The 20974-nt window shown below is 69.9% G+C and carries 24 protein-coding genes and 1 other RNA gene; 10 read left to right on the top strand and 15 right to left on the bottom strand.

Annotated elements, in window-relative coordinates:
- The 10 genes from ACE3Q2_RS12245 to smpB all read right to left on the bottom strand — a co-directional run.
- The coding region (locus tag ACE3Q2_RS12245) for a helicase RepA family protein (protein WP_374474300.1) at window positions 1–916 on the bottom strand (916 nt) is incomplete at its 3' end.
- Window positions 913–1149 (bottom strand): hypothetical protein, encoded by a 237-nt coding sequence (locus ACE3Q2_RS12250; RefSeq protein WP_374474301.1) that lies wholly within the window; start codon window positions 1147–1149, stop codon window positions 913–915. The genes ACE3Q2_RS12245 and ACE3Q2_RS12250, both read right to left, overlap by 4 nt.
- A complete protein-coding gene (locus tag ACE3Q2_RS12255; protein ID WP_374474302.1) occupies window positions 1146–1391 on the bottom strand; it encodes a hypothetical protein in 246 nt (81 codons plus the stop codon). Before ACE3Q2_RS12255 ends, ACE3Q2_RS12250 begins: the two co-directional genes overlap by 4 nt.
- Entirely contained in the window at window positions 1388–1615 is a 228-nt protein-coding gene (locus ACE3Q2_RS12260) for a helix-turn-helix transcriptional regulator (RefSeq protein WP_374474304.1), read from the bottom strand. Before ACE3Q2_RS12260 ends, ACE3Q2_RS12255 begins: the two co-directional genes overlap by 4 nt.
- Window positions 1616–1682: 67 nt before the next feature.
- Window positions 1683–2177 carry a hypothetical protein gene (locus tag ACE3Q2_RS12265; protein WP_374474305.1) on the bottom strand — a complete coding sequence of 165 codons (495 nt, stop codon included), beginning with the start codon at window positions 2175–2177 and terminating at the stop codon, window positions 1683–1685.
- Window positions 2149–2436, bottom strand: a complete 288-nt coding sequence (locus ACE3Q2_RS12270) for a hypothetical protein (RefSeq protein WP_374474306.1) — start codon at window positions 2434–2436, stop codon at window positions 2149–2151. The genes ACE3Q2_RS12265 and ACE3Q2_RS12270 overlap by 29 nt, the downstream gene beginning before the upstream one ends.
- Window positions 2433–2798, bottom strand: coding sequence for a hypothetical protein (locus ACE3Q2_RS12275; protein WP_374474308.1), 366 nt, complete (start codon window positions 2796–2798; stop codon window positions 2433–2435). Before ACE3Q2_RS12275 ends, ACE3Q2_RS12270 begins: the two co-directional genes overlap by 4 nt.
- Window positions 2799–2862: 64 nt before the next feature.
- Window positions 2863–4107, bottom strand: coding sequence for a tyrosine-type recombinase/integrase (locus ACE3Q2_RS12280; protein WP_374474309.1), 1245 nt, complete (start codon window positions 4105–4107; stop codon window positions 2863–2865).
- Window positions 4108–4274: 167 nt separating this feature from the next.
- Window positions 4275–4627: a transfer-messenger RNA gene (gene ssrA, locus ACE3Q2_RS12285) on the bottom strand.
- Window positions 4628–4754: 127 nt separating this feature from the next.
- A complete protein-coding gene (smpB, locus tag ACE3Q2_RS12290; protein ID WP_231693985.1) occupies window positions 4755–5270 on the bottom strand; it encodes an SsrA-binding protein SmpB in 516 nt (171 codons plus the stop codon).
- A 26-nt stretch (window positions 5271–5296) separates the two neighbouring features.
- Between smpB and ACE3Q2_RS12295 the strand changes: the two genes are divergently transcribed.
- Both ACE3Q2_RS12295 and ACE3Q2_RS12300 read left to right on the top strand, forming a co-directional pair.
- Entirely contained in the window at window positions 5297–5722 is a 426-nt protein-coding gene (locus ACE3Q2_RS12295) for a type II toxin-antitoxin system RatA family toxin (RefSeq protein WP_231693984.1), read from the top strand.
- Window position 5723: 1 nt separating this feature from the next.
- Entirely contained in the window at window positions 5724–6017 is a 294-nt protein-coding gene (locus tag ACE3Q2_RS12300; RefSeq protein WP_374474311.1) for an RnfH family protein, read from the top strand.
- Here the strand turns inward: ACE3Q2_RS12300 and ACE3Q2_RS12305 are convergent.
- The gene (locus ACE3Q2_RS12305; RefSeq protein WP_231693982.1) at window positions 6014–6415 is read right to left on the bottom strand and encodes an outer membrane protein assembly factor BamE; all 402 of its coding nucleotides are present in this window, start codon (window positions 6413–6415) and stop codon (window positions 6014–6016) included. The genes ACE3Q2_RS12300 and ACE3Q2_RS12305 overlap by 4 nt on opposite strands.
- Window positions 6416–6515: 100 nt before the next feature.
- Between ACE3Q2_RS12305 and fur the strand changes: the two genes are divergently transcribed.
- The gene (fur, locus tag ACE3Q2_RS12310; RefSeq protein WP_043801737.1) at window positions 6516–6923 is read left to right on the top strand and encodes a ferric iron uptake transcriptional regulator; all 408 of its coding nucleotides are present in this window, start codon (window positions 6516–6518) and stop codon (window positions 6921–6923) included.
- A gap of 2 nt (window positions 6924–6925) precedes the next feature.
- Here the strand turns inward: fur and recN are convergent, their stop codons facing one another.
- Window positions 6926–8599 carry a DNA repair protein RecN gene (gene recN, locus ACE3Q2_RS12315; protein WP_231693981.1) on the bottom strand — a complete coding sequence of 558 codons (1674 nt, stop codon included), beginning with the start codon at window positions 8597–8599 and terminating at the stop codon, window positions 6926–6928.
- A gap of 132 nt (window positions 8600–8731) precedes the next feature.
- Between recN and hrcA the strand changes: the two genes are divergently transcribed.
- From hrcA to dnaJ, 4 genes are all read left to right on the top strand, one after another.
- Window positions 8732–9787: a heat-inducible transcriptional repressor HrcA gene (gene hrcA / locus ACE3Q2_RS12320; RefSeq protein ID WP_231693980.1), complete on the top strand. Its 1056-nt coding sequence runs from the start codon at window positions 8732–8734 to the stop codon at window positions 9785–9787.
- Window positions 9788–9830: 43 nt separating this feature from the next.
- Window positions 9831–10349 carry a nucleotide exchange factor GrpE gene (grpE, locus tag ACE3Q2_RS12325; RefSeq protein WP_231693979.1) on the top strand — a complete coding sequence of 173 codons (519 nt, stop codon included), beginning with the start codon at window positions 9831–9833 and terminating at the stop codon, window positions 10347–10349.
- A 101-nt stretch (window positions 10350–10450) separates the two neighbouring features.
- Window positions 10451–12367, top strand: coding sequence for a molecular chaperone DnaK (dnaK, locus tag ACE3Q2_RS12330; RefSeq protein WP_374474312.1), 1917 nt, complete (start codon window positions 10451–10453; stop codon window positions 12365–12367).
- Window positions 12368–12393: 26 nt separating this feature from the next.
- On the top strand, window positions 12394–13518 hold the full coding sequence (gene dnaJ, locus ACE3Q2_RS12335) for a molecular chaperone DnaJ (RefSeq protein ID WP_374474313.1): 1125 nt from the start codon (window positions 12394–12396) through the stop codon (window positions 13516–13518).
- A 39-nt stretch (window positions 13519–13557) separates the two neighbouring features.
- On the opposite strand, the gene ACE3Q2_RS12340 is transcribed toward dnaJ, so the two are convergent.
- Genes ACE3Q2_RS12340 through ACE3Q2_RS12350 form a run of 3 tightly spaced genes read right to left on the bottom strand, consistent with a single transcriptional unit; the run spans window position 13558 to window position 16788 of the window.
- Window positions 13558–14403, bottom strand: coding sequence for a M48 family metalloprotease (locus tag ACE3Q2_RS12340; RefSeq protein WP_231693976.1), 846 nt, complete (start codon window positions 14401–14403; stop codon window positions 13558–13560).
- Window positions 14400–14942, bottom strand: a complete 543-nt coding sequence (locus tag ACE3Q2_RS12345) for an SH3 domain-containing protein (RefSeq protein WP_231693975.1) — start codon at window positions 14940–14942, stop codon at window positions 14400–14402. Before ACE3Q2_RS12345 ends, ACE3Q2_RS12340 begins: the two co-directional genes overlap by 4 nt.
- 13 nt (window positions 14943–14955) lie before the next feature.
- Window positions 14956–16788, bottom strand: a complete 1833-nt coding sequence (locus ACE3Q2_RS12350) for a CHASE2 domain-containing protein (RefSeq protein WP_374474315.1) — start codon at window positions 16786–16788, stop codon at window positions 14956–14958.
- 74 nt (window positions 16789–16862) lie between these two features.
- Here ACE3Q2_RS12350 and dapB point away from each other — a divergent pair, with 74 nt between their 5' ends.
- The 3 genes from dapB (at window position 16863) to ACE3Q2_RS12365 (ending at window position 20804) form a co-directional block, all read left to right on the top strand.
- Window positions 16863–17597, top strand: coding sequence for a 4-hydroxy-tetrahydrodipicolinate reductase (gene dapB / locus ACE3Q2_RS12355; protein WP_374474316.1), 735 nt, complete (start codon window positions 16863–16865; stop codon window positions 17595–17597).
- Between the two features lie 143 nt (window positions 17598–17740).
- Window positions 17741–18868 carry a glutamine-hydrolyzing carbamoyl-phosphate synthase small subunit gene (gene carA / locus ACE3Q2_RS12360; protein WP_231693972.1) on the top strand — a complete coding sequence of 376 codons (1128 nt, stop codon included), beginning with the start codon at window positions 17741–17743 and terminating at the stop codon, window positions 18866–18868.
- Window positions 18869–18890: 22 nt separating this feature from the next.
- Window positions 18891–20804 (top strand): prolyl oligopeptidase family serine peptidase, encoded by a 1914-nt coding sequence (locus ACE3Q2_RS12365; RefSeq protein ID WP_374474317.1) that lies wholly within the window; start codon window positions 18891–18893, stop codon window positions 20802–20804.
- Window positions 20805–20974: the final 170 nt, after the last annotated feature.

Genomic DNA, 20974 nt, shown 5'->3' on the forward strand with positions numbered 1-20974 from the left:
TCGTCTTCGGGATGCGGGTCTCGAGGGCGATCTGCCGCTCGGTCATGCCGAGCTCGTCGGCGTAGTAGAGGACCGTCTCGAGTCGGCTCCTCTCGACCTTGGCGCCGGCAGGATCGGCAAGGGCCCGGCTCGTCTCTGGGACCAGGCGCGGCCCGTCGGGGTCGTCGTTGGGCACCTCGATCTCGACTTCGGCCCACTGCAGCGCCAGCGGAAGCGGCGGCTTCCAGTCCTTGCACTTCGTCGCCCGCAGGGTGAGCAAGGTGTCGCCCGGCGCCAGCATGAATTCGCTGTCCAAGGCCGCATAGAAGGCGCTCGACCCCCGCGCGCGGTCGGCGGTGGCGTGGCCGGTGTGGTGAAGGATCAGGACCGTGCAGCCCCATTCCTGCCTGATCCAGTCCATGCCACCGATGAGGGCGCCCATGTCCTTGCTGCTGTTCTCGTCGGCGCCGGCCATGGCGCGCGCCAAAGTGTCGATCACGACCAGCTTGGGGTCGCTGCCGGTCTGGTAGAACAGGTCCTCGGCCGTGTCGCGGATCGCCTCGATCACCGCGGCCGTGCTGACCAGGTCGGCCAGCGGCGGGAGCCCATCGGCCAGCATGAGCGGCGCATTGCCCAGGCTCTCCTTGTGGTGCGCTTCCCAGGCAGCGACGCGCTTCCTCAGCCCGTTCCGGCCCTCGCCCGCGAGGTAGAAGACGGCGCCTTGGTCAACGTCCCGGCCGCCCCATGGCTTGCCGGTGGCGATACAACAGGCCCAGTCCACGGCGAGGAAGCTCTTACCGGCCCCTGAGGGCGCCACCAGCGCGGCGAGCGTGTCGCGCACCAGCCAGCCCTTGAGTAGCCATTCGGTCGGCTTGAGCTGGAGCTTGCCGGCCTGGGCGAAGTTGACCAGACGGGGAGTGGTCGCCCCCTGCGTCACGCGGTAGCCCCACCTCCCCGGGCTTCCCGCTGCAGCGCCGCACGGATGTTCAAGACGTGGCGGCGGATGCCCTCAAGCTCGGTGCTCATCCGCTCGGCCCGCTCTGGCGTCGGGTGCCGGTGCAGTTCGACCAGCTGCGCCTGGATGTGATCGGCCACCTCGGGCAGTGCCCGGAGCAGAAGGTCGGAGTCGAGTTGCGCTTGCTGGCGCGCGGCGATCTCAGCGGGGCTCATTCGCGGATGCTCCCGGCGGCGCCGTCGAGCGCCTGGCCGATGCGCGCCTCGATGCGCTTCATCTCCTCGAGCATCGGGAGCAGCTCCTCGAGCCCTTCGCGTGCCAGGGCGAGTTGCTGGCGCCCGACCATGAGGGTTTCGCGGGTCTCGGGCTTCTGCGCCATCGCCGTGAGCTGGGCGTCGGTGAACTGGCCGATGCCGTTGCGCAAGGTCGCGATCAGCTGCTTGATGTCGGCGCTCATGCGGTCACCTCCCGCTGGGCGGCGCGCTGGTCGCACCAGGCGCGCACCTCTGCGGCCAGCCAGGCCGAGGTGTTCGGCCCGAGCTTCACGGGCTTGGGGAAGGTGGTGTCGCGGTAGATCGCGGTCTTGCTGCGCTGCGTGTAGGCCATGACGGCCGGCAGGCGCCAGAACTTCGCCTCAGCGTCGGGCTGGTGCGGCTTGTGGTCTTCGGGTTTGCGTGGCATTTCGGACACTCCGTGGGGCTGGTGTGTCCGTCATGCTCCTCGCTAACACGTGGATTAAATAACGCCGTTATTCCGCCAACTCAGGATCAGCAGCCAACGTCGGCAGTATCTCTCGATAGAGCTTCCGCAGATAACTCGGCGTCTTATCGAAATGCCGGGCAACCAAGGCGAAGATCGCGTCTTCGTTTCCGGTCTTTGCAATGGCGCGGCGCATCATCCAGCAGAGGTCTACGTGATCCGGAAGGGAGACATCCCGGCCCTTGATATATCCGTTCGAATTGCTGCCCCTCGGGCGCCCCCGTGTCTCGCCCACGAGTACTTTCTGAGGGTCTTCGCCTTGGGCCATTCGTTGGAACCAATCCGAAATTAGCGCGGCTTCATCCGGCGTCAGTAGTTGCGTTCTCACTCGCTCCGCTACCACGGCGAACAGCTCCGTCCTTTCCTTCCCGCGCAAGTTGGCGTCCAGAAGTCGCAGCAGTGATTGAGCCCCCGCCGAAGCGGGGGGCGTGCCTTTTCGCTTATTGCCTGCCATATCAGCCAGCACCGCCAGGGCGCCGAGCATCACGGCGGGCCTTGGTTCGCTGAAGCACACGGCGCACCATCTCGCCACGCGCCGGCAGGGGTCGCCGCTCCTGTTCGCGCTGCTGCTCGAGCTCCAAGCGATAGCGCCTTCCCTCAATGATGTCCCGCTTGTCCACGCCCATCATCACGAGGTTGGCGAACGCCTCTCGATCCTCCCGCGTGGACTCGGGAAACAACGCACCGAACTCGCGTGCCAGCGCGGCGCGCTCGCTGGGGAACGGGATGATGGTGGCGCTCATGCCGCCTTGCGCCCCCGGCGCTTCTTAGGCTGGTGCACGGGGATCTCCACGAACTCGGCCAGCTTCGCCTCCGCGGCGAGCATCCGCTCGTACATGGCGTTGTCGCCGGCCTGCCGGACCATCTTGGAGAATTCGCCCAGCAGTTCAAGAAGGCAGCCAATATCGCCCAAGGTGTCGGTGTCGATGGGATCCTGCTCACTCTGCGCGGCCGTCCACAACAGCTTGCCGATGGCCGAGATTCCAGCGTCGAGCGGGGTGGCCACATTCAGGGCGGCCATCTCGGGGATGTCCTTCCGCGCTTCGAGCAGGTCCCAGAGGCCCGCGATGCGGGGATGGTCCTTGGATACAATCACGCTTGCCATGTCGTTCTCCTTGTAGAACGGGGTGGAAGGCCGCCCGGGTGCGCTATCACCCGGGTCGGCCGCTTTATCCGGCTACCCGCCGGAATGGGGTCACGTTGGCCGTGCCGGCCTTGAGCTGGTCGAGGTAGTCGGCCCAGTCCTGCATCATGCGGATGCGCTCGGGCAGGAACTTGGCGCGGTTGTAGGCCGCGCGCACCTTGTTCCCCGGCGTGTGGGCCAGCTGCGCTTCGATGGCGTCGGCGTTGTAGCCCAGCTCATTGAGGAAGGTGGACGCGATGGAGCGGAAGCCGTGCCAGCTCATCTGGTCGCCGGTGTAGTCCATGCGCCGCAGCGCGGCGGTGATGGCGTTCTCGCTCATTGGCTTGCCGTCGCTGCGCGCGCCGGGGAAGACGAAGCGCCCGCTGGCGGTGAGGTCGTGCACGTCGCGCAGCACGGCCAGGGCCTGGCGGCTCAGCGGCACAATGTGCGAGCGCGAGGGGTCGGCCTTCATCGCCTTGCCGAGCTTCATGCGCGCCGCCGGAATCACCCAGGTCGCGGCCTCTAGGTCGAACTCGCTCCACTCTGCCGCGCGCAGCTCGCCCGGGCGGACGAAGACCAGCGGCGCCAGCCGGAAAGCGCACCGGACCACATGGGTGCCGCTGTAGGCGTCGATCGAGCGGAGTAGGGCGCCGACGTCGGCCGGCTTGAGGATCGCGGCCATGGGCTTCGGCTGGGGCGCCTTGAGGGCCTTCCCGCGGTCGATGCCGGCGGCAGGGTTGCTCTGGGCCAGGCCCACGGCCACCGCGTAGCCGAAGACCTGGCTGATCACGGTGAGGATTCGGTGCGCGCTCTCGATGGCGCCGCGGGCCTCAACCCGGCGTACCACCTGCAGGATGTCGGGCGCCGCGATGGCGTCGATCTGGCGCCGGGCGAAGTAGGGCAGAACGTCACGATCAAGCCGGCTTCGAACGGTGAGGGTGTGGCCCTCGGTCCACGCCGGCGCCTGGTGCTTGAGCCAGTCCTCGGCGATGGCGCCGAAGGTGTCGGCGCCGGACTCGCGCAGCTTCTCCTCGCGGCGCTTCTCGCCGGGGTCGATGCCATCGGCGATCTGGCGGCGCGCATCGTCGCGGCGGTCGCGCGCCTGGCGAAGGCTCACGTCGGGGTAGGCGCCCAGGGCGAGCAGCTTCTCCTTGCCGCCGATCCGGTACTTCAGGCGCCAGAGCTTCGAACCGCTCGGGTTCACCAGGAGGTAGAGGCCGCGCTCGTCCGCCAGCTTCTGCGGCTTGGTGCCAGCGCGCGCGGCTTTGACGGTGGACTCGGTGAGGGGCATCGCGGGTCGCTCCGTACCCCCGGCAGGGGTCTATACCCCCAAAGCTACCCCCACTTTCTCCGGGATTGCAAGGGACTGGGTGCGACTCCCTAACCCTCGCCAGACACAAAAAACCCCGCAGATTCGCGGGGTTAGGTGTCGGGCTGGGCCCGGGTGCAACTATCAAATGGTGGAGGTGGGGGGAGTTGAACCCCCGTCCGAGAGCACGCCATCTCCGGCACTACATGCTTAGCTCGTTGTTGGTTCTCGTACGACGGCAACACAACGTGCGAGGCACACCGTCGTCCACACCCGCTAAGTTCACTCCCGGTTGGCGGGTCGCCGCCGGGAGCTGTTCCGTGATGATGACCCTACATCCACGAGCACGGGCACAAGTGGGTTCGGGGCTTACGCCTTAAGCGGCGAGAGCGTAGTTGTCGTCGTTGGCAACTAAAGTTTTGCCGCTGGATTAACGAGGAAAGCTGCCCCCTCGGCATGCGCCAGTCGACTTTGCAACCCCCGTCGAAGCCAGGACACCCCCGGAAACGCGGAAATCGTTCGGTACAACCGACACCCACAGTATGGGGCTGGTGTCCTCACGCCACAAGTTGGCCGTTCAGCGGCGGGCAGGGGGAGCCCCCTTGGCCAAGGGGGTGAACGCCGGACGACTACGCGCTCTTGTTGTGGCGGCGCATGGTGCGCTCTTTCTCGCGCTGCCAGTCGCGGTCCTTGCTGGCCTGGCGCTTGTCGTGGCTCTGCTTGCCCTTGGCCAGGGCCAGCTCCAGCTTCACCTTGTTGCCCTTCCAGTAGGCGGCGGTGGGGATGAGCGTGTAGCCGTCGCGCTCGACCTTGCCGACCAGCTTGTCGATCTCGTGCCGGTGCAGCAGCAGCTTGCGGGTGCGGCGGTCGTCGGCCACCACGTGGGTGGAGGCCTGGCTGAGCGGGGTGATCTGGGCGCCGAACAGGAAGATCTCGCCCTTCTTCACCACCGCGTAGGCGTCGCCCATGTTCATGCGGCCTGCGCGGATGGACTTGAGCTCCCAGCCCTGCAGGGCGATGCCCGCCTCGAAGCGGGCCTCGAGGTGGTAGTCGTGCCGGGCGCTGCGGTTGAGGGCGATGGTCTTGTTGGCTTCCGCCTTGTCCTTGCCGCTTCCGGTATTCTTGGCGCTGTTTTTCTTCGACATGTCCTTTCCTTGGCGGCCATTGTCCCATGACGAGCATCCAACGGCACGCGCTGGTCCGGCATTCGGCCCGCCGCATGTTCGACCTGGTGAATGACGTCGCCGGCTACCCGGCGCGATTCCCGTGGTGCGAATCGTCGCAGGTGCTGGAAGCCTCCGACACCCACATGCTGGCCCGGCTGGACCTGCGCCTGGCCGGCCTGCGCACCAGCTTCACCACCCGCAACACCCTCGAGGCGCCCACCCGCATCGACCTGCAGCTGGTCGAGGGGCCGTTCCGCAAGCTCGCCGGCGCCTGGCATTTCCACAGCCTGGCCGAGGACGCCTGCAAGGTGAGCCTGGCCATGGACTTCGAGGTGGCCGGCAAGGTGCTGGGTTCGGCCCTGGCCCTGGGTTTCCAGGGCGTGGCCGACCGCATGGTGGACGATTTCTGCCGCGAGGCCGACCGGGCCTGAGATGGCGGCCGGCGCGGTGTCCGTCGAAGTGGTTTACGCGCTGCCGGCGCGCTGCTGGCGCTGGCCGCTGGTGCTGCCGGCCGGGGCCACGGTGGCCGACGCGCTGGCCGCGGCCGACGTCGCCGCGGTGGTGCCGGGCTGGGTGCCCGACCCGGCCGGCCTGGCGGTGTACGGGCAGCCGGTGGCGCTGGAAACGCCGCTGCGCGACGGGGACCGGGTGGAAGTGCTCAGGCCGCTGCTGGCGGACCCGAAGCAGGCGCGGCGGCGCCGCGCCCGCGAAGCCGGGAACGCTTAGCCGCCGCTCGGGGCGGGGCGGCGCGGCTTGTCCTTGTCGCGCGCGAGGTTGCCGAAGCGGCGCATTTCGGCGGCGAGCTTGGAGTCGGCCTCGGGGAAGTATTCGCCTTCCCAGCGGGTGAGCGAATCGCCTTCGAACCACAGGGTCAGGTTCTTCACCTCGGTGTCACCGACGCGGCGGCGTTCCGTGGCAACGTAGTCCCAGCGCGACTGGTGGAACGGGTCGGCCACGGGCGGCGAGCCCAGCAGGCTGAAGACCTGGCCGCGGGTCATGCCGACCTGCAGCTGCTCGACGTTCTTCGATTCCAGCAGGTTGCCCTGGAAGACGGGCTGGCGGTAGATGATGCCGCAGCCGCCGATCAGGGCGGTGGCGAGGAGGAGCGTCAGGGCCTTGCGCATTGCGTGCTGATCCGGGGTCGGTGACGGTCCGATGATACACTACCGATTGCAACCGCCAGCCACGCCCGCGCCGCGCGACGGACGGTATTCAGGAGACGACATGGAATCCCAGGACCTGCGAAAGGCCGGCCTCAAGGTCACCCATCCGCGCATCCGCATCCTCGATGTGCTCGAGTCCACCAGCCCCAAGCACCTGACGGCCGAGGACATCTACCGCCAGCTGCTGGAAAAGGGCGACGACATCGGCCTGGCCACGGTCTACCGCGTGCTCACGCAGTTCGAGGCCGCGGGCCTGGTGCTCAAGCACAACTTCGAGGGCGGCCAGGCCGTCTACGAACTCGACCGGGGCCAGCACCACGACCACATGGTGGACGTGGACACCGGCAAGGTGATCGAGTTCACCAGCCCCGAGATCGAGCGCCTGCAGCACGAGATCGCCGCCAAGCATGGCTACGTCATCGAAGAGCACTCGCTGGTGCTGTACGTCCGCGCCAAGAAGAAGAAATAAGCTCAGCTTTCCTGCGCGCGCGAAAGCATCTGGCGGGCGTTGGCCCGCACTTCTTTCGTGATCTCGACGCCGCCGAGCATGCGGGCGAGTTCCTCGACGCGGGCCTTGGCGTCCAGGGCTTCGACCTGGCTGTGGGTGGCGTCGGCTTCGACGGCCTTGCTCACGCGGTAGTGGTGGTGGCCCTGGGCCGCCACCTGGGGCAGGTGGGTGACGCACAGCACCTGGCGCTCGGCGCCCAGCGCCCGCAGCTTCTGGCCCACCACCTCGGCCACGGCGCCGCCGATGCCGGTGTCCACTTCGTCGAACACCATGGTGGGCACGGCGTCCAGGCCCAGCGCGGCCACTTCGATGGCCAGGCTGATGCGCGCCAGTTCGCCGCCCGAGGCCACCTTGCGCAGCGCGCGCGGCGGCTGGCCGGGATTGGCGGAGACCAGGAATTCGCAGCGCTCGGCGCCCTGCGGGGCTGGGCGGGTGGTGTCGAGCGGCTCCAGCGCCACCGTGAACACGCCGCCGCCCATGCCCAGCTCCGACATCAGCGCCGCCACGGACTGGCCCAGGCGGGCCGCGGCGGCGGCGCGCGACTGGCCCAGCCGGCTGGCGGCGGCCTGCCAGTCGCGGGCGAGGGCGTCGAGTTCGCGGCCGAGCTTCGCGGCGCGTTCGCCGGCGCCGCTCAGGCCATCCAGTTCTTCCTGCAGGGCGTCGCGGCGGGCCGCCAGGGCGTCGAGCGGCACGCGGTGCTTGCGGGCCAGTTCGTGCAGGCGCGCCAGGCGCTCTTCCAGCCGGCGCAGGCGCTCGGGGTCGAGGTCGAGGTCGTCGTGCAGGCGCTCGAGGCCGGCGGCCGCCTCGGCCAGTTGGATGCCGGCTGATTCGAGCAGGCCCAGCACCTCGGCCAGGCGCGGTTCGTCGGCGGCCAGGCGCTGCAGGTCGCCGCGGGTCTGGTGCAGCAGGCGCTGTACCGACAGGCCCTCGTCGCCGGCGAGGCGGGCGAGGGCGGCCTGGCAGCCCTGCAGCAGGCCGGCGGCATTGGCCTGGCGGCGGTGCGCGGCGGCCAGTTCGGCCAGGTCGGCGGCGTCGAGGTTTTCGGTGGCCAGCTCCTCCACCTGGTGCTGCAGCCAGGCGATGCGCTCGCCGACGTCGCCGGCGCGGGCCAGTTCGCCCAGCTCGCGGTCGAGCGCGGCCCAGCGGCGGGCGAGGTCGCGCACCTCGGCCAGCAGGCCGGCGTGCTGGCCGAAGGCGTCGAGCAGGGCCAGCTGCTGGCCGCGGTCGAGCAGGGCCTGGTGTTCGTGCTGGCCGTGGATTTCCACCAGCATCCCGCCCAGCTCCGAGAGCTGGCCCAGGGTGGCGGGGCGGCCGTTGATCCAGGCGCGGGAGCCGCCGTCGGCGCGGATGACACGGCGCAGCTGGCAGCCGTCGCCGTCGTCGAGCTCGTTCTCGCGCAGCCAGGCCAGCGCCGCCGGGGCGTCGTCGAGGCGGAATTCGGCGGCCAGCTCGGCGCGCTCGGCGCCGTGGCGGACGATGCCGGCGTCGGCGCGGGCGCCGGTGAGCCACATCAGCGCGTCCACCAGCAGCGACTTGCCGGCGCCGGTTTCGCCGGAAACCACGGTCATGCCGGGCCCGAAGGCCAGTTCGGCGCGGCTGACGACGGCGAAGTCCTGGAGCGTGAGGTGGCTGAGCATGGCGGGCCAGATTCTGCCTGAAAGCCGGCAGCCTGCGCTGCATCCGTCTCACGGGACAAGACGCCGGCGCCCCGGCGCGAGCCAGGAAAACGGCGGCTTGCGCCCGTGGCGAACCGGCCTTATCTATGGGGGATGGACCTGAGCCTCGACCCGCGCGCCCGCCGCCTGCTGCGGACCCTGATTTCCCAGCACATCCGGGACGGCGAGCCCGTGGGCTCGCGCACCCTGGCCAAGCGCTCGGGCCTGGACGTGAGCCCGGCCACCATCCGCAACATCATGGCCGACCTCGAGGAGATCGGCCTGGTCTCGGCCCCGCACACCTCGGCCGGCCGCGTGCCGACGGCCCAGGGCTACCGCGTGTTCGTCGACAGCCTGCTGCAGATGAAGCCGCTGCAGGACGCCGAGGTGATGCAACTGCGCGCCCAACTGCCGGCCGGCGCCGGCACCCAGGCCCTGCTGTCGAACACCAGCGAGCTGCTGTCGGCCATGAGCCAGTTCGTGGGCGTGGTCACGGTGCCGCAGCGCAGCCAGTTCGCCTTCCGCCACATCGACTTCGTGCCGCTCGACGGCCAGCGCATCCTGGTGATCCTGGTCTTCACCGACAACGAGGTGCAGAACCGCATCATCAGCCCGCGCCGCACCTACACCCCGTCCGAGCTCGAGCAGACCGCCAACTACCTCAACGCCCACTTCGCCGGGCGCCCGCTGGCCGAGATCCGCGCGGCCCTGATGCGCGACCTGCGCGACACCCGCAGCGAGATGGAGCGCCTGCTCTCGGCCGCGGTGGAGCTGTCGGAGCAGGCCCTGGGCGCCGCCGCCAGCCCGGCCAGCGCCGAGGACATGCTGCTGGCCGGCCAGACCCGCCTGATGGGCCTGCAGGACCTGTCCGACCTGGACCGCCTGCGCGACCTGTTCGAGGCCTTCGCCCGCAAGCGCGAGATCCTGCAGCTGCTCGACCGCACCCTGCAGGCCCAGGGCGTGCGCGTGTTCATCGGCGAGGAAACCGGCCTGGCCCCGCTCGACGCCTGCACCGTGGTCACCGCGCCCTACGGCGCCAACGGCAAGGTGCTGGGCGTGCTGGGCGTGATCGGCCCCACCCGCATGGCCTACGAGCGGGTGATCCCCATGGTCCAGGCCACGGCCGACCTGCTCGGCGCCGCCTTGAATCCCGAGCCGTCGGCCCCATAGCCTTGCCGACCCCCGCCGGACGCGGGGCAGCCACTGGAAACCCATGCACAGCGAAAACCCGACCCCGGGCGCGCAGGCGCCCGCCGACGTCCCCGACCTCGACACCGACACCCTGGGCAGCGAGCTCGAGCAGTTGCGCCATGCCCTGGCCAGCCTGCGCGAGGAGGCCCTGCGCGAGCGCGCCGAGCTCGACAACCAGCGCAAGCGCCTGGCCCGCGACGTCGACCAGGCCCGCCGTTTCGCCAATGAAAAGCTGCTCTCGCAGCTGCTGCCGGTGCTCGACAGCCTCGAGGCCGGCCTCAAGGCCGCCGGCGACGCGGGTGGCCCGCTCAAGGACGGCCTGGAACTCACCCTGCGCCAGCTGCTGAAGGTGGGCGAGGACAACGGCCTGGCCCAGATCAGCCCCGAAGGCCAGGCCTTCGACCCGGAATGGCACCAGGCCATCAGCCAGCTCGCGTCCCCGGACGCGGCCCCCGGCACCGTCGTGCAGGTGTTCCAGAAGGGCTATGCCCTGAACGAGCGCCTGCTGCGCCCGGCCCTGGTGGTGGTCGCCGCCGGCTGAGCCCTTCACGGGCCTTGAACAACCCGCGGCGGGCCCCATCTTCGAACCATCCGCGGCCGCCGCCGCAAACAACGCATCGAAATCCTTCAGGGAGCATCACCATGGGCAAGATCATCGGCATCGACCTGGGCACCACCAACAGCTGCGTTTCCGTGATGGAAGGCGGCGTTTCCAAGGTCATCGAGAACTCCGAGGGCGACCGCACCACGCCCTCCATCGTCGCCTTCACCAAGGACGGCGAAGTCATCGTGGGCGCCTCGGCCAAGCGCCAGGCCGTCACCAACCCGAAGAACACCTTCTACGCGGTGAAGCGCCTGATCGGCCGCAAGTTCGCCGACGCGGAAGTGAAGAAGGACCTCGACCTGGTGCCCTACGGCATCGTCGCGCACGACAACGGCGACGCCTGGGTGTCGACCGCCGAGGGCAAGAAGATGGCGCCGCAGGAAATCTCCGCGCGCGTGCTCGAGAAGATGAAGAAGACCGCCGAGGCCTACCTGGGCGAGGCCGTCACCGAGGCCGTGATCACCGTGCCGGCCTACTTCAACGACAGCCAGCGCCAGGCCACCAAGGACGCCGGCCGCATCGCCGGCCTCGACGTCAAGCGCATCATCAACGAGCCGACCGCGGCCGCGCTGGCCTATGGCCTGGACAAGAAGGGCGGCGACCGCAAGATCGCCGTGTACGACCTGGGCGGCGGCACCTTCGACGTGTCGATCATCGAGATCGCCGAGATCGACGGCGAGAAGCAGTTCGAAGTGCTGGCCACCAACGGCGACACCTTCCTGGGCGGCGAAGACTTCGACAAGCGCGTCATCGACTACCTCGTCGAGGAGTTCCAGAAGGAGCAGGGCATGGACCTGCGCAAGGACCCGCTGGCCCTGCAGCGCCTGAAGGACGCGGCCGAGCGCGCCAAGATCGAGCTCTCCTCGTCGCAGCAGACCGAGGTGAACCTGCCCTATGTCACGGCCGACGCCTCGGGCCCGAAGCACCTGAACATCAAGCTCACCCGCGCCAAGCTCGAGGCGCTGGTGGAAGACCTCATCAAGAAGACCATCGAGCCCTGCCGCGTCGCGCTCAACGACGCCGGCCTGCGCGCCAGCGAGATCTCCGACGTCATCCTGGTCGGCGGCCAGACCCGCATGCCCAAGGTGAAGGCGGCCGTGGCCGAGTTCTTCGGCAAGGAGCCGCGCCAGGACGTGAACCCCGACGAGGCCGTGGCCATCGGCGCCGCGGTGCAGGGCGGCGTGCTGGCCGGCACCGTCAAGGACGTGCTGCTGCTCGACGTCACCCCGCTGAGCCTCGGCATCGAGACCCTGGGCGGCGTGATGACCAAGATCATCGAGAAGAACACCACCATCCCGACCAAGGCCTCGCAGGTGTTCTCCACCGCCGAGGACAACCAGTCGGCCGTGACCGTGCACGTGCTCCAGGGCGAGCGCGAGCAGGCCCGCTTCAACAAGTCGCTGGCCAAGTTCGACCTCAGCGGCATCGAGCCGGCGCCGCGCGGCATGCCGCAGGTGGAAGTGTCCTTCGACATCGACGCCAACGGCATCCTGCACGTGTCGGCCAAGGACAAGAAGACCGGCAAGGAGCAGAAGGTCGAGATCAAGGCCGGTTCGGGCCTGAGCGAGGAGGAGATCGCGCAGATGGTGCGCGACGCCGAGGCGCACCGCGAGGAAGACAAGAAGTTCCACGAACTGGTGACCGCGCGCAACGCCGCCGACGGCCTCATCCACGCCACCCGCACCGCCATCACCGAGCACGGATCGAAGGTGCCGGGCGAGCAGCTGGCCGGCATCGAGACCGCGCTGTCCGAGCTCGAGACCGCCATGAAGGGCGACGACAAGGCCCAGATCGAAGCCAAGACCAACGCCCTGCAGCAGGCGGCGCAGTCGCTCTACGCGGCGGCCGCGGCCGGTAACCAGGGCCCGCAGGACGGCGGCGATGCCGGCCCGCAGGGCAAGGCCGAGGACGTGGTGGATGCCGAGTTCACCGAGGTCAAGGACGAGAAGAACTGATCGTCCTTCCGGGCCCGGGGCACTGAATGAGCAAGCGTGACTATTACGAGGTGCTGGGCGTTTCGCGCAGCGTGACCGAGGACGAGCTGAAGAAGGCCTATCGGCGCGCTGCGCAGAAATTCCACCCGGACCGCAACCCGGGCGACGCCGAGGCCGAGGTGCGCTTCAAGGAGGCCAAGGAGGCCTACGAAGTCCTGTCCGACGGCGGCAAGCGCCGCATGTACGACCAGCACGGCCACGCCGCGTTCGAGAACGGCATGGGCGGCGGCAACGGCGGCCCGGGCTTCGCCGACGTCAACGACATCTTCGGCGACATCTTCGGCGACATCTTCGGGGGCGGCCGCCAGCGCGGCCCGCGCCGCGGCGCCGACCTGCGCTACGTGGTCGAGCTCGACCTCGAGGAGGCCGTGTTCGGCGTCGAGAAGCGCATCGAAGTGCCCACCCTCGTGGCCTGCGAACCCTGCAAGGGCAGCGGCTCCGAGGACGGCAAGGTGGAAACCTGCAAGACCTGCGCCGGTCGCGGCCAGGTGCGCATGCAGCGCGGCATCTTCGCCGTGCAGCAGGCCTGCCCGGCCTGCGGCGGCCGCGGCCAGACCATCGCCAAGCCCTGCAAGAGCTGCCACGGCAACGGCCGCGTGCAGCAGGAGAAGGTGCTGCAGGTGAAGATCCCCGCCGGCGTGGACAACGGCGACCGCATCCGCCTGGCCGGCGAGGGCGAGGCCGGCCCGCCGGGCGCGCAGCCGGGCGACCTGTACGTCGAGGTGGACGTGCGCCAGCACGCCATCTTCCAGCGCGACGGCAACGACCTGTACTGCGAGGTGCCGATCCGCTTCTCTCAGGCCGCGCTGGGCGCCGACATCGTGGTGCCCACGCTGGGCGGCGAGGCGCTGATCAAGGTTCCGCACGAAACCCAGACCGGCAAGCTGTTCCGCCTGCGCGGCAAGGGCGTGAAGTCGGTGCGCGCGCACGCGCCGGGCGACCTGCTGTGCCGGGTGGTGGTGGAAACGCCGGTCAACCTCACGGCGAAGCAGCGCGAACTGCTCAAGGACTTCGAGGCCACCTTCGAGGGCGAGCACGGCGCCCGCCATTCACCGCGCTCCAGCGGCTTCCTCGACGGCGTCAAGGCGTTCTGGGAACGCATGACCTCCTGAAAACGCGGCGCCCGGGGAGACCCGGGCGCCGTTTTGTTTTCAGGGCTGCTGCGAGCGCACCATGCGCGCCGGCGTCTCGACGTTGGCGAACGCCTCCAGCTTGTCGCCCACCACGTCCTCGAGGTGCTCGATGCGGCTGACCGAGGTCGGGTGGGTGGAGAACATCAGCGCCACGCCGGTGTCGTCGGCGCGGGTGCCGTCGAGCGTCTGCAGCACGCTGGCCAGGGCGTAGGGGTTGTAGCCGCCGCGCGCGGCGATGACCATGCCGTGCACGTCGGCCTGGTACTCGTCGCCCTTGTCCAGGCCGCGCACGAAGATTTCGGTGCCGGCCTTGAAGGCCTTCTCGCCGAACATCTGCACCATGGTGTTGTCGCTGCGGCCGGCGGCTTCGCCGGCGAGCTCGGTGGCGAAGGCGGTGCCCATTTCCTTCTTGATGGCCTTCACCTGGTGGCGCTCGACCACGTGGGCGATCTCGTGCGAGAGCACCGAAGCCAGTTCGGCCTCGTCGCGCAGACGGTCGTACAGGCCCTGGGTGATCAGGATGGTGCCGCCGGGCAGGGCGAAGGCGTTGACGTCGGTGCTGTCCATCACGCCGAAGCGCCAGGGCAGGTTCGGGCGCTCGGTCTGCAGCGCCAGCCACAGGCCGACGCGGTTGACGTACTGCTGCACGGCCTGGTCGCGCACCAGCGGGCGGGCGCCCAGCAGGTTGGCGGCGATGCCGCGGCCGAGCTCGATTTCCTGCTCGTCGGTGATGGGCGCGGTGGCGTCGGCGGCCTTCTTGCCGAGGCCGAACAGGCGCTCGGCGTCGCCGAGGCGGCTGAAGGCGGCCGCGGGCGCGGCCAGGGCGATCGCCAGCGCGGCGACCAGGACACGGGTACGGTTCATCGCTGCTTCCTCCGGCCGCCGCGGCCTTCCTTGAGGTAATCCACCTGCTGGGCCGACAGGCCGCCGGTCATGGCGAACAGGCGGGCGTCGTCGCCGGAGGCGGCCAGGGACTCGAGCATCTCGACTTCGGACATGTCCGGGTAGGCGCCGCGCAGGATGTCGGGCGAAAGGCCCTTCACGCCGGTGGTGACGGCGCCGCCGCTGGAGCCGGTCTGGAACACGGCGGCCAGGGTGTTGCCGCCGCCGGCGGCCTTGCCGTCGGCGCTGCCGGTGCGCAGGTTGAGCAGGCGCACCCAGCCGGCCGCGCCGGCCGGGGTCTTCACGCCGGCCCAGGCGCCCTTGCGCTCGGTGATGTCCACCGGCTCCTTGGCGGCCAGGCGGGCCACCACGTCGGCCGAGCCCAGCGGCTCGCTGCGCATTTCGGTGGGCTTGATCACGGTGCCGGACTCGGCCAGCGCGGCGCCGGCCGCCAGCGCGGCGGCGAGCGCCAGCGCCAGCGGCGCCAGGCGCCGGGCGGTTGGGGCGTGGGGATGTCGCATCGCGGGTTCCTCCTCAGGATGCCTCGTCGGCTCGTTCGGGTTCGTACAGGTCCACGGGCTGTTCCCGGCCCTTGACCTTGAACTGCCCCCGGTGGGTAAAACGTAATTCTGGGCTGCCGGCGCACGCGTCGCGTGTGCTGTTCGACACAAGGACCCGCGCCACGCCCTTGGTGGTGCCCTCGATGCGGCTGCCCAGGTTCACGGTGTCGCCGATGGCGGTGTACTCCATCCGGCTGTCGCTGCCCAGGAAGCCCACCACGGCCGGGCCGGTGTGCAGGCCGATGCCGATGTCGAACTCGCCCAGGCCCTCGCCGCGCTCGGCCAGCTCGCGCTTGAACTCGTCCAGGGCCACGAGCATGTCCAGGGCCGCGTGCACGGCCCGGCGGGCGTGGTCGGGGCTTTCGGTGGGCGCGTTCCAGAAGGCCATCACGGCGTCGCCGATGAACTTGTCCAGGGTGCCGCCGTGGCGGTAGATCACCTCGACCTGGCGGGTGAAGTAGCGGTTGAGCAGGTCCACCACCTGCTCGGGGCTGCGCGTTTCGGAAAGCGTGGTAAAGCCGCGGATGTCCGAGAACAGGATGGTGATCTCGCGGGCCTCGGGGCGGCGTTCGCGGTCGAGTTCGCCGCTTTCCACCAGGCCCTGCACCACGCGCGGGTCGAGGAAGCGGCCGAACAGGCCCACCGTGGCCTCGCGCTCGCGGCGCTCCCGGCGCTGGCCCTCCACCGTGAACACCGCAAAGGCCAGCCAGCCCAGCAGCAGGGCCCCGCCCACCGGGGCGTAGAGCTCGACCCGCAGCAGGCCCCAGGCCGCCAGCCCCAGGCCGGCGCTGGCCAGGGCCAGGGCCACGCCGGTGCGCACCGGGCTGGCCCGGCGCTTGAAGCCCACCGTCAGCGCGGCCGACAGCAGCAGGGCCAGCGGCCAGCGGCTGGGCACGTCGCGCAGCCAGTCGCCGGTGCGCAGGTTGGCGATGGCGGTGGTGAGGATGTGCACGCCCGGCGTGGCGGGGGGGCCCGGCGTCGGGCGCAGGTCGAACAGGCTGGGGGCGGTGGGCGCGACCAGCAGGATCTTGCCGCGCAGGGTGGGCGCGAGGCGCGGTTCGGCCTGGCCGAGGTCGTTGAACAGGTCGGCGTAGGCGATCGTCGCCGGTGCCTGGCCGAACCAGTTGAGCCGGACCCGTTCCCGGTCGGGCAGGGTGGCACCGGTGAAGGCGGCCACGGTGGGCGCCATCGAGGGCAGGCGCCAGCCGCCGATGTCCTTCCATAGCCGGTAGTGGCGGCCGCTGCCGTCGTCGTCGGCCTCGAAATTGATCAGGCCGCCGCGCCAGCTGGCGGGGTCCAGCACCCCGGGCACCAGCAGGGTGGCGCCGGCCTCCGGGTCGGCCCCGGGCCCCGCCACGGCGCCAAACGAGGGCGGCAGCCGGGACAGGGGCGCCAGGTTGCCGCTGTCCATCAGCGCGGAGGGCATGAACAGGTTCTCCTGCGCCGCCACGACGTCCTTGAAATACAGGTCGCTTTCCTCGCGGAACCTGTCGGCTTCGTTGAACATCAGGTCAAAGGCGATGGCCTTGGGTTCAAAGCGCGCCAGCCCTTCCAGCAGCTCGCCGTGGATGGCCCGGGGCCAGGGCCAGGAGCCGGCCACGTCGATCATCTGCTCCAGGCTGCGCTGGTCGATGGCGATGACGACGATGTCCTCCGGCGGCAGCCGGGAGGCGGCGTGGCGGGCCAGCAGCCAGTCGCCGACGCGGTGGTCGGCGCGCTCGAGCAGGCCGGACAGCTGCAGCGCTAGCGCGATCGCCGCCAGCGCCAGCAAGGGCAGCCTTACCGACACCCGCTTGTTTCCCGCCATGCGTTTCCCCCTCCGCGACGGCCCCGAGTGTAGCGTTTGCCAGTTCCCGCGGGTTTCCGCTAGCGTTGGCCCCGATGAACCTTTCGCCCCTCCGCATCCTCGTGCACGGCGCCTCCGGGCGCATGGGCCGCGCCCTGCTGCGCCTGGCGTCCGAGCGCAGCGACCTGGTGCTGGTTGCCGCCGCCACCCGCGCCGGCGCGCCGTTGCCGGAGGCCCCGGGGTTGCCGGTGCTGGCCACGGCGGCGCTGGACGCCGCGCCGGTGTTCGACCTGGCCATTGATTTCAGCCTGCCCGAGGCCTTCGACGGCATCCTGGGCCTGTGCCGGCGCCGCGGCGTGGGCCTGGTCAGCGGCACCACGGGGTTGTCGGAGGGGCAGTTCGAGGCCTTCAACGCCCTCGCGGAAGTCCAGCCGGTGCTGTGGTCGGCGAATTTCAGCGTCGGCGTGGCCGTGCTGCGGGCGCTGGTGCAGCGGGCGGCCGCGGCGGTGCCCGGCTGGGACGCCGACGTGGTGGAGTCGCACCACGTGCACAAGAAGGACGCGCCCTCGGGCACCGCGCTGCTGCTGGGCGCGGCGGTCGCTGAAGGCCGGGGCAGGGCGCCGCACTACGCCTCGCTGCGCGCCGGCGACATCGTCGGCGAGCACCTGGTGCAGCTGACGGGCCCGGGTGAACGCCTGGAACTGGTGCACCGCGCCACCAGCCGCGACATCTTCGCCCGCGGCGCGCTGGAGGCCGCGGCGCGCGTGGCCCGGCTGGGGCCGGGCCGGCACGATTTCGGCGCGCTGCTGCTGGGCGAGCCGCGCGCCTGAACGAAATCCGCGTTTCCCTTTTGGGCCGGGTGCCGCTAAAATTCCGGCTCGCCTGAACCCTCACCCGCACGGACCTGGTTTCGCCCAGTCCGCGGGTGCTCGCACATCCAGCGAACGGGTTCCCCCATGCAAGGCGATAGCCCGTGACCCATCCCGCAATCCTCGCGCTCGAAGACGGCACCGTGTTCGAGGGCGTTTCCGTCGGCGCGCCCGGCACCAGCGTCGGCGAGGTGGTGTTCAACACCGCCATGACCGGCTACCAGGAGATCGTCACCGATCCCTCGTATGCCCGCCAGCTGGTCACCCTCACTTACCCCCACGTCGGCAACACTGGCTGCACCGCCCAGGACGACGAGGCCGAGCGCCCCTGGGCCGCCGGCCTGATCGTGCGCGACGTGCCGCGCCGCCCCAGCAACTGGCGCAGCCAGGCGCCGCTGCCGGAATGGCTGGCGGCGCGCGGCGTGGTGGCCATCGCCGGCCTCGACACCCGCAAGCTCACCCGCCTGCTGCGCGACCGAGGCGCCCAGAACGGCTGCCTGATGGCCGGCGAGCACATCGACCGCGACCAGGCGGTGGAGCTGGCGCGCAAGTTCCCGGGCCTCAAGGGCATGGACCTGGCCAAGGAAGTCTGCACCCGCGAGCGCTACACCTGGACCGAGGGCCAGCTCGACCTCGACGCCAACGCCTTCGTGCGCGCCGAGCCGCGTTTCCACGTGGTGGCCTACGACTTCGGCGTGAAGCGCAACATCCTGCGCATGCTGGCCGAGCGCGGCTGCCGCGTCACCGTGGTGCCGGCGCAGACGCCGATGGCCCAGGTGCTGGCCGAGAAGCCCGACGGCGTGTTCCTGTCCAACGGCCCCGGCGACCCGGAGCCCTGCGACTACGCCATCGCCGCCATCCGCGAGGCCCTGGCCGCGAAGCTGCCGGTGTTCGGCATCTGCCTGGGCCACCAGCTGCTGGCGCTGGCCGCCGGCGCGAAGACGCTGAAGATGAAGTTCGGCCACCATGGCGCCAACCACCCGGTGATCGACCTTGGCAGCAAGCGGGTCATGATCACCAGCCAGAACCACGGTTTCGCCGTGGACGAGGCCAGCCTGCCGGCCAACGTGCGGGTCACCCACCGCTCGCTGTTCGACGGTTCCAACCAGGGCATCGAACTCACCGATGCCCCGGCCTTCAGCTTCCAGGGCCACCCGGAAGCCAGCCCCGGCCCGCGCGACGTGGCGGGGCTGTTCGACAAGTTCGTCGACATGATGTCGGCGCGGAAATAACCACCCTGGGGAGAGGGTAACGATGATGAAGTTCAAGGAGTTCGCGCTGGCCGCGCTGCTGGCCCTGCTGCCGGCGCTGGCCTCGGCCGACGGCGCCCAGGTGCCGCTGGGCGATTTCTTCAAGGATCCCGAGTTCACCTCGGTGTCGCTGTCGCCGACCGGCGAGTACATCACCGTGTCGGTGCCGCAGGGCGACCGCACCGTGCTGGCCGCGTTCCGCGTGGACGGCATGCAGCTGGTGGGCAAGTGGGACTACGGCGCGAAGAGGCACATCGACCGCGTCGACTGGGTGAACGACGAGCGCTTCTTCATGTACGTCTCGGAGAAGGTCGGCCGCTTCGACGCGCGCGTGGGCAACCCCGACGTGTACGCCAGCAACGTCGACGGCTCCAAGCGCATGGACGTGCCCAACGGCGGCACCTACTTCATCGTCGACAAGACCTGGGACGACCCGGCCAACATCCTGGTCGTGCGTTCGGTGGATTCGGCCTACCTGTCCAAGCTCAACGTCAACACCGGTCGCGTGACCACGGTGGCCAGCGCGCCGCTGCGCATGGGCACCTTCATCATCGACCACGAGGGCGAGGTGCGCTACGCCGTGGGCCAGGACGAGGAAGGCGTGCGCGTCACCCTGCGCCGCAAGGGCGAGGGCTGGGACGTGCTGGGCCGCGCCAAGCTGGGCGACGCCATCCGCACCCCGCTGGGCTTCGACGCCGAGAACAAGCGCGTCATCTTCTCCAAGAGCGACAAGGGCGAACCCGCCCGCCTGGTGCTGGCCGACCCGGCCGGCGGCGAGGAGACCCTGCTCTCGCGCAATCCGAACGTGGACCCGACCGGCTACCTGGCCAGCAGCGACGAGCGCCACCTGCTGGCCATCGCCTACATGGACGGCACGCCGGGTTATGACTTCATCAACCCGGACCATCCGGAGTCCAAGACCTACGCCGGCCTGATCAACGCCTTCCCGCAGCACGCCGTGCGTTTCGACGGCATCAGCCGCGACGGCCGCCTGGTGCTGTTCCGCACCTACAGCGACGTCGACCCGGGCGCGTACTACCTGTTCGATCGCCAGACCTCGCGCGCCCAGTTCCTGCTGGCTTCGCGCGACTGGATCAAGCCCGACCAGATGTCGCCGATGCAGCCGATCACCGTCACCGCGCGCGACGGCCGCAAGCTGCACGGCTACCTCACCGTGCCGGCGCACACTGACGGCCGCGACCTGCCGCTTATCCTGCACCCGCACGGTGGCCCGCACGGCCCGCGCGACGAGTGGGGCTTCAACCCGGAGGTGCAGTTCCTGGCCAGCCGTGGCTACGCGGTGCTGCAGATCAACTTCCGTGGTTCGGGTGGCTACGGCGACGAATTCGAGGGCACCGGTTACCGCAACTGGGGCACCACGATGATCGACGACATGACCGACGCCGTGAACTGGGTGGTCGGGCAGGGCATCGCCGACAAGAACCGCATCTGCACCTACGGCGCCTCCTACGGCGGCTACGCCGCGCTGCAGAGCGTGGTGCGCGAGCCGGACCTGTACCGCTGCGCCGTCGGCTACGTCGGCCTCTACAACATGTCGCTGTGGATGAAGGACAGCGACGTGGCCGAGAGCGAGTGGGGCCGCAACTACCAGCGCGACGTCTTCCCGGACAGCGAAGCCGGCCGTGCCGCGCAGTCGCCGGCCTTCAACGTGGACCGGATCAAGGCCGCGGTGATGCTGGTGCACGGCGCCAAGGACCCGCGCGTGCCGATCTCGCAGTACGACTTCCTGCTCGACCGCCTGCAGAAGGCCGGCAAGCCGCCGGAAGTGACCATCGTCGAAGAGAAGGAAGGCCACGGCTTCTACGACTACGACAACCAGGTCGAGCTCTACACCGCCCTGGAAGCCTTCCTCGGCAAGCACATCGGCAAGCCGCGCGCGGCCGCCGGCGCGCCCTGAAGCACCGGCGCCCGCCGACGAGGCGGGCGCCAAACCCCACGAACACCCCGGACGAACCAAGGCCATGCCCAAGCGCACAGACATCAAGACCATCCTGATCATCGGCGCCGGCCCGATCGTCATCGGCCAGGCCTGCGAGTTCGACTACTCCGGCGCCCAGGCCTGCAAGG

This window comes from Arenimonas sp. (assembly GCF_041913985.1).
Classification (GTDB): domain Bacteria; phylum Pseudomonadota; class Gammaproteobacteria; order Xanthomonadales; family Xanthomonadaceae; genus Arenimonas.

Excerpts from the sequence above, each read along its gene's own strand:
- ACE3Q2_RS12250 (WP_374474301.1), bottom strand. The coding sequence starts at position 1,149 with ATGAGCCCCGCTGAGATCGCCGCGCGCCAGCAAGCGCAACTCGACTCC.
- ACE3Q2_RS12255 (WP_374474302.1), bottom strand. The coding sequence starts at position 1,391 with ATGAGCGCCGACATCAAGCAGCTGATCGCGACCTTGCGCAACGGCATC.
- ACE3Q2_RS12260 (WP_374474304.1), bottom strand. The coding sequence starts at position 1,615 with ATGCCACGCAAACCCGAAGACCACAAGCCGCACCAGCCCGACGCTGAG.
- ACE3Q2_RS12265 (WP_374474305.1), bottom strand. The coding sequence starts at position 2,177 with ATGCTCGGCGCCCTGGCGGTGCTGGCTGATATGGCAGGCAATAAGCGA.
- ACE3Q2_RS12270 (WP_374474306.1), bottom strand. The coding sequence starts at position 2,436 with ATGAGCGCCACCATCATCCCGTTCCCCAGCGAGCGCGCCGCGCTGGCA.
- ACE3Q2_RS12275 (WP_374474308.1), bottom strand. The coding sequence starts at position 2,798 with ATGGCAAGCGTGATTGTATCCAAGGACCATCCCCGCATCGCGGGCCTC.
- ACE3Q2_RS12280 (WP_374474309.1), bottom strand. The coding sequence starts at position 4,107 with ATGCCCCTCACCGAGTCCACCGTCAAAGCCGCGCGCGCTGGCACCAAG.
- smpB (WP_231693985.1), bottom strand. The coding sequence starts at position 5,270 with ATGTCGAAGAAAAACAGCGCCAAGAATACCGGAAGCGGCAAGGACAAG.
- ACE3Q2_RS12295 (WP_231693984.1), top strand. The coding sequence starts at position 5,297 with ATGACGAGCATCCAACGGCACGCGCTGGTCCGGCATTCGGCCCGCCGC.
- ACE3Q2_RS12300 (WP_374474311.1), top strand. The coding sequence starts at position 5,724 with ATGGCGGCCGGCGCGGTGTCCGTCGAAGTGGTTTACGCGCTGCCGGCG.
- ACE3Q2_RS12305 (WP_231693982.1), bottom strand. The coding sequence starts at position 6,415 with ATGCGCAAGGCCCTGACGCTCCTCCTCGCCACCGCCCTGATCGGCGGC.
- fur (WP_043801737.1), top strand. The coding sequence starts at position 6,516 with ATGGAATCCCAGGACCTGCGAAAGGCCGGCCTCAAGGTCACCCATCCG.
- recN (WP_231693981.1), bottom strand. The coding sequence starts at position 8,599 with ATGCTCAGCCACCTCACGCTCCAGGACTTCGCCGTCGTCAGCCGCGCC.
- hrcA (WP_231693980.1), top strand. The coding sequence starts at position 8,732 with ATGGACCTGAGCCTCGACCCGCGCGCCCGCCGCCTGCTGCGGACCCTG.
- grpE (WP_231693979.1), top strand. The coding sequence starts at position 9,831 with ATGCACAGCGAAAACCCGACCCCGGGCGCGCAGGCGCCCGCCGACGTC.
- dnaK (WP_374474312.1), top strand. The coding sequence starts at position 10,451 with ATGGGCAAGATCATCGGCATCGACCTGGGCACCACCAACAGCTGCGTT.
- dnaJ (WP_374474313.1), top strand. The coding sequence starts at position 12,394 with ATGAGCAAGCGTGACTATTACGAGGTGCTGGGCGTTTCGCGCAGCGTG.
- ACE3Q2_RS12340 (WP_231693976.1), bottom strand. The coding sequence starts at position 14,403 with ATGAACCGTACCCGTGTCCTGGTCGCCGCGCTGGCGATCGCCCTGGCC.
- ACE3Q2_RS12345 (WP_231693975.1), bottom strand. The coding sequence starts at position 14,942 with ATGCGACATCCCCACGCCCCAACCGCCCGGCGCCTGGCGCCGCTGGCG.
- ACE3Q2_RS12350 (WP_374474315.1), bottom strand. The coding sequence starts at position 16,788 with ATGGCGGGAAACAAGCGGGTGTCGGTAAGGCTGCCCTTGCTGGCGCTG.
- dapB (WP_374474316.1), top strand. The coding sequence starts at position 16,863 with ATGAACCTTTCGCCCCTCCGCATCCTCGTGCACGGCGCCTCCGGGCGC.
- ACE3Q2_RS12365 (WP_374474317.1), top strand. The coding sequence starts at position 18,891 with ATGATGAAGTTCAAGGAGTTCGCGCTGGCCGCGCTGCTGGCCCTGCTG.